This is a genomic window from Mycobacterium sp. C31M, assembly GCF_053345865.1.
This window is the reverse complement of record NZ_JBKFAX010000003.1, coordinates 375,397-389,423: the sequence shown is the minus strand read 5'-3', so window position 1 is coordinate 389,423 and position 14,027 is coordinate 375,397. Positions and strand designations below refer to the sequence as shown.

The following is a 14,027-nucleotide window of genomic DNA, read 5'->3' as shown; positions in this document are numbered from 1 at the left end:
TCAGCTGATGTCCGTTTCCACCAGAGTCGACCTGGCCCTGCTCGGTTTCCGCGGCCAACCACCGGTCAGCCGCACCGCCGGCGCGGGCCCCAGCGCCGACGGCCATCTCGTGATCGACGGGCTCAATGCGGCGATCCCACGGAACGCCACCAGCCCCTTCGTCTTCGACGGGACCCGGGTACTGCTCGACGGCGAGGACACCGGTCTGGACGTCGAGGTCATCGACCGGCCCCAGTTCTACGACCTGAAGACCGCCGAGGGTGTGCCCTACGAAAAGCTCGCACGGTTGCACGGCCGCAATGTGCTGGCCACCACGGTCGTACAGACCTGCATCCGTTACACCGAGGACCAGCGCTGCCGGTTCTGCACCATCGAGGAGTCGCTGCGTTCCGGCGCGACCACCGCGGTCAAACGACCAGCCGAGCTCGCCGAGGCCGCGGCGGCCGCGGTGCGGTTGGACGGAGTGACACAGATGGTGATGACCACCGGAACCTCGGCCGGAACCGACCGCGGTGCAAAACACCTTGCGCGTTGTGTGCGTGCGGTCAAGGAGGCCGTTCCCGGGCTACCCATCCAGGTCCAGTGCGAGCCGCCCGCTGATCTGTCGGTGATCAGCGATCTGCGGGCCGCCGGCGCCGACGCGATCGGCATCCACGTCGAGTCCCTCGACGACGCGGTACGGGGTCGTTGGATGCCCGGCAAGGCCACCGTGCCGCTGGAGCAGTACCGCGCGGCGTGGCGGGAGGCGGTGCGGGTTTTCGGCCGCAACCAGGTGTCCACCTATCTGTTGGTCGGCCTCGGCGAGGATCCGGATGAATTGGTCTCCGGTGCAGCGGAACTGATCGAGATGGGCGTCTATCCGTTCGTCGTGCCCTACCGCCCGCAGGCCGGATCGCTGGCGGTCGAGGTCGACGGGGCGCCGGCCCCCGAGGCGGCGGTGGTCGAAAAGGTGTCCCGTGAGGTGGCCGCACTGCTGTCCATGGCGGGCATGGCCGGTGCCGACCAGCGCGCGGGGTGCGCGGCCTGTGGGGCGTGTTCGGTGCTGCAGGGGCTGGGCGCCTGATGATCCACTTCGACGCCAGTACGACCGGTTCCCCCGCGGACCTGTCCATCCTGGCCGGGTCCCGACCGAAGGCGCTATTTTTCATCCGCCGCGCCGAAGGCGCCGATCTGGCCGGGTACCACCGGTTGCGCCGCGCCGAGTTCGTCGAGCAGCAGGGTCTTTTCGCAGGTTCGGACACCGACGATATCGATGCCGATCCCCGGACCGTGGTACTGGTGGCCAAGGCAAACGACGGTTCGGTGCTCGGCGGTGTCCGGTTGGCGCCGGTGGGCGAGGTCGACCTGGGCTGGTGGACCGGCAGCCGGTTGGTGGCCTCCCCGGCCGCCCGGTCCGCCGGGGTCGGGCCGGCGCTCGTCCGGGCCGCATGCGCCCATGTCGAGTCGGCCGGTGTGCTGAGGTTCGAGGCCTGCGTGCAGACCCGCTACCAGCCGATGTTCACCGCGCTGGGTTGGCACCGCCTCGGTGACGATTCGGTCGCCGATCGGCCCCACACCCGGATGCGCTTCCCGCTCAATCCTTTCCAACGCCTGACCGCAGCCACCAAATCGTTCCTCGGCGATACCCTGGCACCACTGCGCGCCATCCGTGGTGGTCTGGGCCCGGCCGGATTCGTCGGCGACGACGGCGCCCCGGTGCCCGGCACCGACCTGATCGCGGCCTGCGACGCCATCATCCCGTCCATGGTCGAACGCGACCCGGAATGGGCCGGCTGGTGCTCGGTGCTGGTCAATGTCAACGATCTCACCGCGATGGGGGCCACCCCGACCGGTCTGCTCGACGCGGTCGGGGCACCGACCCGACAACTGCTGGACCGCATCATCGGCGGGATCACCGCCGCCTCCGCGGCCTGGCGGGTCCCCGTGCTGGGTGGGCACACCCAAGTCGGGGTGCCTGCAGCACTCGCGGTCACCGCGCTCGGGCGCACCTCCGATCCGGTGCCCGCCGGCGGTGGGCGGGTCGGTGACCGCGTCCGGCTGACCGCCGACCTGAGCGGTACCTGGCGGCCGGGATACACCGGCAAACAGTGGGATTCGACCAGCGCTCGGTCGGCGACGGACCTGGCGGCGATGACGCGTCTGGTCGACGAGATGCGGCCGCGGGCGGCCAAGGACGTCAGCATGGCCGGCATCGTCGGCACACTGGGCATGCTCGCCGAAGCCTGCGGGACGGGAGCCGAACTGGACGTGGCGACGGTACCGCGACCGCACAGTGCGGCGGTCGGCGCGTGGCTGACCTGCTTCCCGGGTTACGCCATGTTGACCGCCGGAGCTCAGCAGCCGGTGCCCTTGCCCGATGGTGTGGTCGGCGCGGACTGCGGGTCGTTGACCGCGGGCCACGGTGTGCGCCTACGCTGGCCGGACGAGGTGACCACGACCGTGCTGACGTCGCCGGTCACCGGTATCGGACCGGCCTGAGGGGAGCGTATGGCAGCGGTCACCTTGGGTGCGGTCGCAGCACATTTCGGACGCGACGTCGACCGAGGCGTGTCCAAGGTCGTCGGGATCATCGAATCGGCGGCCCGCGACGGTGTCGACCTGCTCGTGCTGCCCGACGCTTGCTTGGGCGGTTACATCGGTGACTTCACCGCACCCGACCCCGATGATCCGCCGCCGGCGCTGGACCCCGACGGTCCGGAGATCGCCGCCGTGATCGCCGCCGCCGGACCGATGACGGTGTGTGTCGGGTACGCCGAGGCCGCGGCCGGGGGGACCCGGTACAACGCCGCGATGTGTGTGTCCGGCGACGGTGTGTTGGGCAGCTACCGCAAGGTGCATCAACCGGCCGGTGAGGCGCTGACCTATCTGGCCGGCGACCGGTTCGGCAGTTTCGACACCCCGGTGGGGCGGGTGGGGATGCTCATCGACTACGACAAGACGTTCCCGGAGGCCGCCCGGACGCTGGCGCTCGACGGCGCGCACATCATCGCCGCGCTGTCGGCCTGGCCGGCCAGCATCACCGACCGGGCCTCCCGACTGCCCGCCGACCGGCAGTCGCGACTGTTCGACCTGTACGACTGCGCACGCGCCGCCGAGAACCAGGTGGTGTTGGTGTCCTCCAACCAGACCGGGGTGATGGGGAATCTGCGTTTCCTGGGCCAGGCCAAGATCGTCGGACCCGGCGGCGATATCCTGGCCACCACCCGGTCCAAGGGCGGGCTGGCCAAGATCGAGATCGACGTCGAGCAAGAGATCACCCGGGCCCGAAAGGTGTTGAACCACCTGGCCGAACTGCGACCGGCCGTCTATCGGGGCTGAGATGCGCATCGCTCTGCTGACCTATTCGACGAAACCGCGCGGTGGGGTCGTGCACACACTGAACCTGGCCGAGGCGTTGGCCCGCCGCGGTGCCGACGTGACGGTGTGGTCGTTGGCCCGTGCCGGCGACGTCGGCTTCTTCCGGACGGTGGACCCGGCAGTGACGGTCCGACTGGTGGAGTTCACCGACCTGCCGGGTGACACCGTGACCGACCGCATCGTCCGCTCGATCGATGTGCTGCGCCGGGCGTTCACACCGGCCGACTACGACATCGTGCACGCCCAGGATTGCATCAGCGCCAACGCGGTGGGTAGATGTATCCGCACCATCCACCACCTCGACGAGTTCACCACGCCCATCCTCGCCGAATGCCACGAGAAGGCCATCGTGGAACCCTATGCCCGGATCTGTGTGTCGGCGGCCGTCGCCGCCGAAGTGTACGAAGGCTGGGGCTTGGAGCCGACGGTGATCCCGAATGGTGTTGACGCACAACGCTTCATCGACGTGGTGCCGGCGCGCGACCTGAGCCCGTACCTGCTGACGGTCGGCGGCATCGAACCACGCAAGGGCACGCTGGATCTGGTCGAGGCGTACGCCCTGCTGCGCCGCGACCATCCGGAGCTGCGCCTGGTCATCGCCGGCGGCGAGACGTTGTTCGACTACCGCGACTATCGGCATGCCTTCGAATCCCGTTGCACGGCCTTGGGTATCGAACCTGTCATCCTCGGTGCCATCGCCGATCACGAACTGCCGGGGCTGGTGGCCGGCTGCGAGGTGTTCGCATTCCCGTCGACCAAGGAGGGCTTCGGGTTGGCCGCGCTGGAGGCGCTGGCCGCCGGTCGGCCGGTGGTGACCCGCGACCTTCCGGTGTTGCGCGAGGTGTTCGGTGACACCGTGCGCTACGCCGCGGACGCCGCCGGATTCGCGGCGCAATTCGCCGCGGCGCTGACCGAACCCGGTGACCCGCGTCCCGGTCGTGCGCTGGCCCAGTCGATGACCTGGGACGCGGCCGCGCGGGCGCATCTGGACTTCTATGCCGGCCTCACTTCGGCGGCGGGAAACCTCCGGTAGCCACCGGACCCCACCGCCGAGGGGTGATGCGCAGCAGGCACTTTCCCTGATCGACCATGGCCTGGCGGTATTCGTCCCAGTCCGGGTGTTCGCCGGCGACGGCGCGGAAGTAGTCGACCAGTGGTTCGACGGCCTCGGGCAGGTCGATGCGTTCGGCGTCGCCGTCGATCTGCACGTACGCGCCGTGGAACTCGTCGGAGAGCACCAGCACACTGGCCCGTGGGATCCGACCGATGTTCACCGACTTGGCCCGCTGCGGGTAGCTGGCCACCACGATGCGGCCCTGCTCGTCGACCCCGCCGGTGACCGGGGAACTCTGCACCGAACCGTCCGAACGGTAGGTCGTCAGGATCATGTTGTGCCGGGGCCGGACGAAATCCAGCAGCGTGTCGCGGGATACCTGGTCGGCGGTGGCGTAGGTACGGGCCATGGGGCAACTCTACCCACGCGTTTTGTGGCGTCTTACCCGTAATGGTTACGGGTAAGACGCCACAAATCGCGAGTTACTTGACGATCAGCTTGCGCTGTGAGGCCATCGTGAACACCGCGGCCACGATGATCACCAGACCCTTGATGATGGTCTGGGTGTAGTCGGCCGCGCCGATCTGGTTGAGTCCGTTGGACAGCACCGTCAGGATCAGCACGCCGAGCACCGTGCGCCCCACACCGCCGACACCACCGGACAGGGCAGTGCCGCCGATGACGATGGCCGCGATCGAGTCCAGCAGAATGGTCGAGCCCAGCGTCGGCCCGGCCGCGCCCAGTTGCGCGGTGAGCAGCAACCCGGCCAATCCAGCGGTGATGCCCGAGACCACCAGGATCAGCACCTTGACCCGGGCGGTCCGCACGCCGGCGAGTTCCACGACGCGCTCGTTGCCGCCGATGGCATAGACGTACAGCCCGAACCGGGTGCGCCGGGCCAGGAACCACACCACGCCGAGGGTCACCAGCGCGATCAGGGCGGCGTTCTGGATATTGGGGATGAACTGCCCGATGGCCAGATCGCGGACGGCCTGGTTGGTGAAGTTGATGGTGCTGCCCTGCAGGACAGTCAGCCCGATACCGGCGAACAGCGACAACGTGCCGAGGGTGGCGATGAACGACGGCACCCGGCCGTAGGCGAACACCACCCCGTTGATCAGACCGATGGCCGCCCCCACCACGATGGCGATGAGCAGCACCACGATGGGGCTGCCGAACCCGCTGTTGATCAGCGAAGCGACCACCGCGCCGGTGAGCAGCGCGATCGAGCCGACCGACAGGTCGACACTGCCCGCCACGATCACCAGGGTGGCGCCTAGCGACGCCAACAGCAGGATGCCGGCCTGGCCGCTGATCAGGGTCAGGTTGGCTGCCGACAGGAACGCCTCGGCGCGCACCGAGAAGAACACCACGAGTGCGAGCAGCGCGGCCAGCGGCAGCACATCGCGCACCACGTTGAGCCTGCTCAATGGCGACCCTTCGGGTTTGTCATCCGGTATGAACGTGGGATCACTTGCGGGACGGGTCAGTTCAGTGGTCATGGTCTCATCCGGTGGTAGTAGGAACGGGAGTCGCGCCCGGGATCATCAGCGCGACGAGGTCGTGTTCGTCGGGTTTGGCATCTGGTGGCGCGTCGACGACGGCCACCAGACGTCCCTCGGTGATGACGGCCACCCGGTTGGACAGGCCGATCAGTTCGGGCAGATCGTCACTGACCAGCACCACCGCGGTGCCCTCGGCCGCCACCTGCCGCAGGAGGTCGTAAATGCCCTCGCGGGCTCCGGTGTCGACCCCCTGGGTGGGTTCGTCGAGCACCAGCACATCGGGTTTGCGCAGCAGCCATTTGGCGATCAGGACCTTCTGGGCGTTGCCCCCGGACAGCGAGGACACCGGGGCGTCGATGCTCTCGGCCACGATGCCCAGTTCCTCGACGTACTGTGCGGCCACCTTGCGGGCTCGTCCCACCGCCCACAAGCCGACGCGTTTGGTCGCGAAATGGTCATGCAGTGACGCCAATTGGATGTTGTCGACGATGGAGGACGAGGTCACCAGGCCCTTCTCGGACCGATCCGGGGGTACGTACGCGATGCCGGCCCGCACGTGATCGCCGATGCCGCCGGACACCTCGCGCCCGTTGACCACCACCCTGCCCGCAGTGGGACGCACTGCGCCGGCGATGATCTCGCCGAGAACCCGTTTACCCGAACCCTCCGTGCCGGCCAGACCCAGAATCTCACCGGGTGCCACCTGCAGGGTCGCGTCACGTAACACGCCGGCACCGGCCACCGCCTCGACGGTCAATCGGGGTTCGACAGACGTGATCTCGGTCTGCAGGTTCTCGCGGTAGTAGTTCTCGGTGCGCAGCCGACCCACCATCAGCCGGTGTAACTCGTTCTCGTCGATACCGGCGGTCGGCCGGTCCGCCACCGACTCACCGTCCTTGAACACCGTGATGCGATCGGTGGTTTCAATGATCTCCGGCAGTCGATGCGAGACGAAGACCACCGCGGCGACCCCGCGCAACCGTTGGAGCAGCAGCAGGAAGTTGTCCTCGTGCTCGGAATCCAGCGCGGTGGTCGGCTCGTCGAACAGCACCACGGGTCGTTGGACTTCGAGCAGCTCAGCCAATGCGGTGACCCGCGCGATGTCCAGACTCTGCTTCTGCCCGGGGGCCAACAGACCGGTCGGCGCATCGATGTCGACACCGTCGACATCGGCCTTGCCCAGGGCCTCGGCGGCCGCCCGGCGCAACGCCCGGTGATCCAGACCGCCGAGCCGGGTGCGGAACAGCTGCTCCCAACCGAAGAACACGTTCTGGTACACCGGCAGCGAGTCGATCAGCGCTGCCTCCTGGAACACCCGGAAGATGCCGAGCCGGTTGGCTTCCTGATAGCTCTTGGGTGCGATATCGCGACCGTCGAGTTGCAGGGTGCCCGAGTCGAACGGCAGTACACCGGACACGATGTTGAGGATGGTGCTCTTGCCTGCGCCGTTCTCCCCGATCAGCCCGACCACCTCACCGTCACCCACGGTCAGGTCGACACCCTTGAGCGCCCGGTTGGCACCGAAGGTCTTGACGATGTCGTGGGCCAGCAGCCGGGGTGTGTTCTCCTTGACGGTCACATCACACCTTCTTGTATGGGGACGGACCGAGAACCGGTGTGCGGTAGTGGTCCTTGTAGAGGGCACGGATCCGGTCGAAATCACCGTTGCGCTGGGCGTCGAGGTAGGACTGCGGGTACTCGAATCCGTCGGGTTTGGGAACACCGGGCCAGATGGTCTCGAGATCCTCGACCGGGTATCCGTCGAACTGCAGGTCAAAATCCTTGGGGTGTTCGGTCCGGGACAGCAGCCGGACGTCGAACGATTCGGCGATGGGGCCGTCGACGTAGCGGGACTTGAACTGTTGCACGTTGTCGGCGGTGATGATCTCGGCGTGCCATCCGTAAAAGCGTTCAGCAGCTTCGGGTTTCCAGCCGTTGAGCCGGTCGTGGAACTGGGCCAGGGTGACAAACGACGGGTAGGCGGGCACATTGCCGGTGGTCACCAGCTGGGTGCCCTTGACGATCCGGTCGATTCCTGCGGTGGATCCGTTGGCGCCGACGACGAACACATCCTTGCCGGGGACCTTGCCTGCGGCCTCGATTCCGGCGACCACACCGGTGGCCGCGTCGTCGTTGACGGCGACGATGCCGACTGTGTCGGGGTAGCGGGCCAGCAGGGACGCGGCGGCCCGCTGGGACAAATCGGCATCGTATTTGGCGTGCAGTTCACCGGCGAACTTGATCTTCGGGTACTTCTTCAGAGTGTCGTGCACCGCCAGCCGACGCTGCACCTCGCAGCCGTCGATCGACGGGTAATAGCCGCCCACCCGGACGACGGTGCCTTCCTCGTTGATCTGTTTGGCCAGCACGTCGACGGCCTTGCCGACCGAGATGTACTCGTCGGGCATCAGGAAACTGTTGTACTTGTCGCCGTAGACATCGCTGTGCCACGGGGTGTACCAGGCCGGCGAGTTCCAGGCCGCCTGGAACAGCACACCGCGGTCGTTGGCATCGTGGGCCAGCGTCGGCAGTGACCCGGGGTCGTTGAGGCCGACGAAGACTGCCGTCGTCTTCTGGGTGAGCAACTGGTTGAACTGGTTGGACTGGACCGCGGCGTCACTCTTGCCGTCGAGCACCACCGGTTTGTAGCCGAGCTGGGTGGCGGCGTCCTGGAATGCCTTGGCCCACTGCACCTGATAGTCACCCGTGGACGACCAGTTCAGCAGTGCGAACTGGCCATCGGTGTAGGCCACGGCTCCACCGCGGGCGGCATCGCGGCGCCCGACAGCGGTCAACGCGCCCGCGGCGGCCAGCGCGGCGGTGCTCCCCGCCAACAGTTTGACGAACTGCCGGCGGCCCAGCCCGTAGGTGTCGAGGCGCTCCAGCACGGAGTCGATGGCGCGCCGATCATCGGAAGTCATTCGGCAGAAGCTAGCCGCGTCAGCCGATTTCGCCGAGCATCTGGCGCAGCATAAGAATTACCGTGACTCGAACGCAGGATGAGCGAAAGTCTTGCCGCAGACGTGTTCAGCGGCGACGTTCTCTCGGATGGGCACCTCCGCACTGCATTTCTCGGCCTTCGTCATGAATACCACCTCGCATATCCTGCAGGGACTGTGGCGTCAACCCGACGCGGGCCAGACCAACTTCAACTCGCTGGACCACTGGGTCGAACTGGGCAAGCTCCTGGAACACGGGCGTTTCGACTTCATCTTCTTCGCCGATGTTGTCGGGTTGTACGGCGATTACGGGGGCTCGTACGAGAAGTACGTGCAGACCGGGCTGCAGATCCCGAGCAACGATCCCAGCGTCATCGCCTCGGCGATCGCCTACAACACCACCGATCTCGGCATCGCCGTCACCAGCTCGGTGATCCAGGACCATCCGTTCAACTTCGCCCGCAAGATCTCCACCCTCGATCATGCCTCCGACGGCCGCATCGCCTGGAACATCGTGACCAGTGGTCTGGAGAACGCCGCCCGCAACTTCGGCTACGACGGGTTGGAGGAGCACGACGAGCGCTACCGGTGGGCCGACGAATACGTCGACGTGACCTACAAACTGTGGGAGGGCTCCTGGGATGACGGCGCGCTGCTGCAGGACCGCGAACGCGGCCTGCACGGCGACTTCAGCAAGATCCACAAGATCCATCACGTCGGCAAGCGTTACCGGGTCGAGGGCCCGCACCTGGTCGCACCGTCCCCGCAGCGCACACCCATCCTTTTCCAGGCCGGATCATCCTCGGCCGGGCGTGATTTCGCGGCCAAACATGCCGAGGCACAGTTCATCATCAGTCCCGGACCCGAGCAGGCCCGTGACCTGATCGAGGACACCCGCCGCCGCGTGGTGGCGGCCGGCCGCAAGCGTGACGACCTGAAGTTCTTCCAGGGCCTGCATTTTGTGATCGGCAGCACCGAGGCCGAGGCCCGGCGCAAGGAGGCCGAGCTGGACGAGGCGATCGATCTCGACGGAATGGTCGCCCACCTGTCCGGTGCGGTCGGTGTCGATTTCGGCGGGCACGACCTGGACACCCCGCTCGGCGATATCGGCCGTACCGATGGCACCCGCAGCATCGTCGAGTGGGTGCAGCAATCCGTCACGGGCCGCGACGCCACGGTCCGCGATCTCGGTCTGCTGCAGGGCCGGAACTCGCGGGTGGTCGGCACCCCGGAGTCGATCGCCGACCAGCTGCAGCGCTGGCGTGACGCCGGTGTGAACGGGATCAACGTCGTCAACGCCACCATCCCGGGCAGTTACGCGGAGTTCGTCGAGCATGTGACCCCGGTGCTGCAGGCCCGCGGGCTGGCGCAGCGCGAGTACTCCCCCGGCACCGTGCGGGCCAAGCTGTTCGGTGCGGACCTGATCAACGAGCGACACCCGGCGGCGCGCTACCGCGGCGCGTTCACCCCGGCCTGAGCCCGCGATTTGCGCACACTTTGGTAACGGTGAGCGTTACAGAGTGTGCGCAAACCGCCGATCAGAAGTAGCCGCTGCCAGGCAGTTTGGTCCCGCGGGTGTGGTAAGCACCGATGGCCTGCGCCTTGTACGACGTCGGGTTGTGCGAGGCCAGGGTGCGGATGTTGCGCCAGTGCCGGTCCAACAGATGCGCCTGCCGCACCACCGAGGCACCGCCGACATCGAAGATCTGCGAGGCCGCCTTCTGCGCGAGTGCGTCGATGACCACCTTCGCGTTCGCCGCCTGCAGCGACGCCTCATGGGCCAGTTCGAGATTCGGATCGGTGCCGGCCACATCGGCCTCGTATGCCGCGGCCAGCGCATCCGCGGCGGCCAGTACGGTGGCCTCACCGACATAGGCCGCGGCCGCGATCTCACCGATCTCACGCTGCAGCAGCGGATCGTCGGGCGCCGACGGGTGCGGCGCCCAGGTGAAGCTGCGCGCCCGCTGATGCACATGGGTCACCGCATCGTCCCGAAGCGCTTGCAGTACACCGACTTCCAGCGCCGTGACGTACAGCTGGAAGAACGCCCCGGAGTTATACAGCGGGGGCCGTTCGGCATCGGTCTCCGGTGGTGCCCACTGCAGCAGTTCGTCGGCGGCCACCGCGACATCGGTGAAGATGGCGGTACCGGTGCCGGTGGCGCGCTGTCCGAATCCATCCCAATCGTCGAGCACCGTGACACCGGCCCGGTCGGTGGGCACCAGGGCGATCACCGAGGCATCGTCGGGATCACTGGCCAGCACCTCGGCGTAATCGGCATACAGCGTGCCGGTGGTGAAGAACTTCTTCCCATTCAGCCGGAACGCATCTCCATCCGGCGTGATCTTGGTCTGCCAGACGAAACCGCCTGCCGGGTCGGACCCGAGTTCGGTGGACGCGTTGCCCACGATGGCCCCCGAGAGCGCCAGGTCGATGGCACGTCGGCGCACATCACCGGACAGCCGCAGCCGTTCCTCGACATGGGCGAAGTGCCCACGCAGGATGTGCGCGACATTGACATCCACCGCAGCCAAGGCGATCACCGTCGCGAAGAGCTCGCGCAGGCTCGCACCGCCGCCGCCCTCCGCGGTCGGCACCCGTAGTGCACCGAGGCGCTCCTGGCGGATCAGGTCGATCACCCCGAACGGCCGTTCATTCTTGCGTTCCCGCTCCAGTGTGCCCGCGCCGATCGCCGTCAGCAGATCGGCCAGCCGCTGCGATCCGTAGGTGAGCGGCTCGGTGGTGACGGTCATCGGTGTGCCTCCTGGGGTACGCGGCGGTATCCCGCCGCTCGGTGGGTTTCGGGTAGGCGGGGTCCACGCCGAAAAAGTTTGTGCCGCAGCGATCCCTGGGTGTACTCGGTCTTGTACAGCCCGCGCCGCTGCAGTTCCGGGACCACGTGTTCGATGAAATCGGCGAACGACCCCGGGGTGATGACGTTGGTGATGTTGAAGCCGTCGACATCGGTTTCCTGGACCCAGGACTGCAGGTCGTCGGCGACCTGGCGGCCGGAGCCGACGCTGAAGCCGCCTTCGGCGTCGATGGCGTGCGCGTCGACGAAGTCGCGCAGTGTCCACTGGCCCTGCCCGAACATCTGGACCGAGGATTTCAGGTACTCGTTGTCGGTCACCGCCACCGGGTCGTCGAGGTCGAACCGGGACAGATCGCTGCCCAGCCAGCCCGACCACAACGCCAGGGCACCCTCGGGGTCGATATAACGCCGGAAGTCGTCATGCCGCGCCCGCGCTTCGGCATCCGTCGCTCCGGTCACCACCACATGCCCGTTGACGATCTTGACGTCATAGGGGTCGCGGCCGGCGTTCGACGCACGGGTCCGGATATCGGTCACGGCCTCACGCAGCAGTTCCTTGGTCGGCGCGCCGATGAAGATCACCTCGGCGTTCTCGGCACCGAAGGTCCGCCCGCGATCGGAGGCACCGGCCTGGTACAGCACCGGGGTGCGCTGCACCGACGGTTCGCAGAGATGGATACCGGGAACCCGGAAGTGCCTGCCTTCGTGGGCGATCGGGTGCACCTTCGCCGGGTTGGCATAGTGCGCCCGCCCCGATTCGGACCCCACGGCATCGTCCTCCCAGGAGCCCTCCCACAGTTTGTAGAGGACTTCGGTGTACTCGTCGGCGATGTCGTAACGGTCGGCGTGCGGGGTGATGGTGTCCAGGCCGTGATTGCGTGCCGCACTCTCCAGGTAGCCGGTGACGATGTTCCAGCCGATCCGCCCCTTGGACAGGTGATCGAGCGTGGACATCCGGCGGGCGAACGAATACGGATGCTCGAATGAGGTCGCCGCGGTGATCCCGAACCCCAGGTGCCGGGTCGCGGCGGCCATTGCCGATACCAGCAGGACCGGATCATTGACCGGCACTTGGGTTCCGGCGCGCAACGCGGCTTCGGGCCCACCACCGTAGACGTCGTACACACCGAGCACATCGGCGATGAACAGCCCGTCGAACAGGCCACGCTCCAGCAGCGCCGCCAGGTCGGTCCAGTACTCCAGGTCCTTGTACCGGGCCGCCTGTGACTCGGGATGGCGCCACGTGCCTGCGACGATGTGCGCGACACAGTTCATGTCGAAGGCGTTGAGGATGATCTGCTTGCCCACCGCGCCACTCTGGCCGACCGGCCGCCGGCTGACCAGGTATCCGATCTGGCCGATTCTGGGCCGTAACCTGCCGTCACAGAACCCGCCCTCGGCTACCGTGACAGCCATGCCCAAGGCCCGGATCGCGCCGCTGGAGTACGCGCTGGCGTACCTGGCCCAGCAGACCGCGCCGCTGATGTTCCGAGCGCCCGGTGTCCCGACGCCCGCCCAGCCGGTCGAGCCACCAGCGGTGCTGCAGGTGCCCACGCGACACGGACCGGTGCGGTGTTTCGTCTACCGACCGCATACCGCGTCGCCGCTCTGCGGGCCGGCCACCCCGCCGCTGCACATCGACATCCACGGCGGCGGGTTCGTGTTGCGCAACACCGCCGAGGATGACCACATCTGCCGGTTTCTGGCCTCCGATGTCGGATGCGTCGTGCTCGGTATCGACTACCACGCCGCACCGCAGGTGACTTTCCTGTCGCAGAACAGGAATGCACCGATGTCCTGCAGTGGGCGCTCGACCACGCCGACGAGTACGGCTGGGATGGCGACCGGGTCAGCGTCGGCGGGGCCAGTGCCGGCGGCAAGCTCAGCATGAATCTCGTGCAGTACGCCCACGACTCCGGTATTGCGCTGCGGGCGGCGGTGCTGTCCTATGCGGTCGCCGACTGCACCCGCACCGGTCGCACCTCACCCAAGGCCAACCCGATCATCTCGCCGACCTTGCAGAAGTTCTCGGCCAGAATGTATTTCGTGGATCCGGCCTGCCATGGCGATCCGGTGGCCTCGCCGTACTACGACGACGACCTTCCGAAGAAGATGCCGCCGACGCTGATCCAGACCGGTGACCTGGACACCCTCGGTCCCGAGATGATCGAGGTCGCCGCACGGCTGCGCGACGCCGGGGTCGACGTCACCCACACCGCCTATCCCACCGATCATGCGTTCAACACCCAGGGCGACCGCGCGATCATGGACTCGTCGATCCGCGAGATCGCCGCCTTCCTGCTGGAGCGGCTGGCATGAGCGACGCTTGCGGAGCGAAACGACGGGCGGCATGCGGGAGC

Annotated in this window: 11 protein-coding genes and 1 pseudogene; 6 read left to right on the top strand and 6 right to left on the bottom strand. The window is 67.3% G+C overall.

Features of this window, described 5'->3' with window-relative positions:
• Positions 1 to 7: 7 nt before the first annotated feature.
• Genes ACLBYA_RS06745 through ACLBYA_RS06730 form a run of 4 tightly spaced genes read left to right on the top strand, consistent with a single transcriptional unit; the run spans position 8 to position 4,390 of the window.
• A complete protein-coding gene (locus tag ACLBYA_RS06745) occupies positions 8 to 1,063 on the top strand; it encodes an MSMEG_0568 family radical SAM protein (RefSeq protein WP_447708576.1) in 1,056 nt (351 codons plus the stop codon).
• The gene (locus tag ACLBYA_RS06740; RefSeq protein ID WP_447708575.1) at positions 1,063 to 2,478 is read left to right on the top strand and encodes an MSMEG_0567/sll0787 family protein; all 1,416 of its coding nucleotides are present in this window, start codon (positions 1,063 to 1,065) and stop codon (positions 2,476 to 2,478) included. The genes ACLBYA_RS06745 and ACLBYA_RS06740 overlap by 1 nt, the downstream gene beginning before the upstream one ends.
• A 9-nt stretch (positions 2,479 to 2,487) precedes the next feature.
• Positions 2,488 to 3,318, top strand: a complete 831-nt coding sequence (locus ACLBYA_RS06735; RefSeq protein ID WP_447708574.1) for a carbon-nitrogen hydrolase family protein — start codon at positions 2,488 to 2,490, stop codon at positions 3,316 to 3,318.
• Between the two features lies 1 nt (position 3,319).
• A complete protein-coding gene (locus ACLBYA_RS06730) occupies positions 3,320 to 4,390 on the top strand; it encodes an MSMEG_0565 family glycosyltransferase (protein ID WP_447708573.1) in 1,071 nt (356 codons plus the stop codon).
• Here ACLBYA_RS06730 and ACLBYA_RS06725 read toward each other — a convergent pair.
• The 4 genes from ACLBYA_RS06725 to ACLBYA_RS06710 form a co-directional block, all read right to left on the bottom strand.
• Complete coding sequence (locus ACLBYA_RS06725) at positions 4,362 to 4,820, bottom strand: PPOX class F420-dependent oxidoreductase (RefSeq protein WP_447708572.1); 459 nt, start codon at positions 4,818 to 4,820, stop codon at positions 4,362 to 4,364. The two genes, ACLBYA_RS06730 and ACLBYA_RS06725, sit on opposite strands and share 29 nt — an antisense overlap.
• Positions 4,821 to 4,893: 73 nt before the next feature.
• Positions 4,894 to 5,913, bottom strand: a complete 1,020-nt coding sequence (locus ACLBYA_RS06720; protein ID WP_447708571.1) for an ABC transporter permease — start codon at positions 5,911 to 5,913, stop codon at positions 4,894 to 4,896.
• A 4-nt stretch (positions 5,914 to 5,917) separates the two neighbouring features.
• Positions 5,918 to 7,495 carry a sugar ABC transporter ATP-binding protein gene (locus tag ACLBYA_RS06715; protein WP_447708570.1) on the bottom strand — a complete coding sequence of 526 codons (1,578 nt, stop codon included), beginning with the start codon at positions 7,493 to 7,495 and terminating at the stop codon, positions 5,918 to 5,920.
• Position 7,496: 1 nt separating this feature from the next.
• The gene (locus ACLBYA_RS06710; protein ID WP_447708569.1) at positions 7,497 to 8,837 is read right to left on the bottom strand and encodes a sugar ABC transporter substrate-binding protein; all 1,341 of its coding nucleotides are present in this window, start codon (positions 8,835 to 8,837) and stop codon (positions 7,497 to 7,499) included.
• 127 nt (positions 8,838 to 8,964) lie between these two features.
• Between ACLBYA_RS06710 and ACLBYA_RS06705 the strand changes: the two genes are divergently transcribed.
• Positions 8,965 to 10,332, top strand: coding sequence for an LLM class flavin-dependent oxidoreductase (locus tag ACLBYA_RS06705; RefSeq protein ID WP_447708568.1), 1,368 nt, complete (start codon positions 8,965 to 8,967; stop codon positions 10,330 to 10,332).
• A 61-nt stretch (positions 10,333 to 10,393) separates the two neighbouring features.
• Here ACLBYA_RS06705 and ACLBYA_RS06700 read toward each other — a convergent pair whose 3' ends face one another.
• Positions 10,394 to 11,608 (bottom strand): acyl-CoA dehydrogenase family protein, encoded by a 1,215-nt coding sequence (locus ACLBYA_RS06700; protein WP_447708567.1) that lies wholly within the window; start codon positions 11,606 to 11,608, stop codon positions 10,394 to 10,396.
• Positions 11,605 to 12,975 carry an LLM class flavin-dependent oxidoreductase gene (locus tag ACLBYA_RS06695; RefSeq protein WP_447708566.1) on the bottom strand — a complete coding sequence of 457 codons (1,371 nt, stop codon included), beginning with the start codon at positions 12,973 to 12,975 and terminating at the stop codon, positions 11,605 to 11,607. The genes ACLBYA_RS06700 and ACLBYA_RS06695 overlap by 4 nt, the downstream gene beginning before the upstream one ends.
• Here ACLBYA_RS06695 and ACLBYA_RS06690 point away from each other — a divergent pair.
• A pseudogene (locus ACLBYA_RS06690) lies at positions 12,923 to 13,986 on the top strand (alpha/beta hydrolase fold domain-containing protein). The gene ACLBYA_RS06695 and the pseudogene ACLBYA_RS06690 sit on opposite strands and share 53 nt — an antisense overlap.
• Positions 13,987 to 14,027 lie beyond the last annotated feature (41 nt).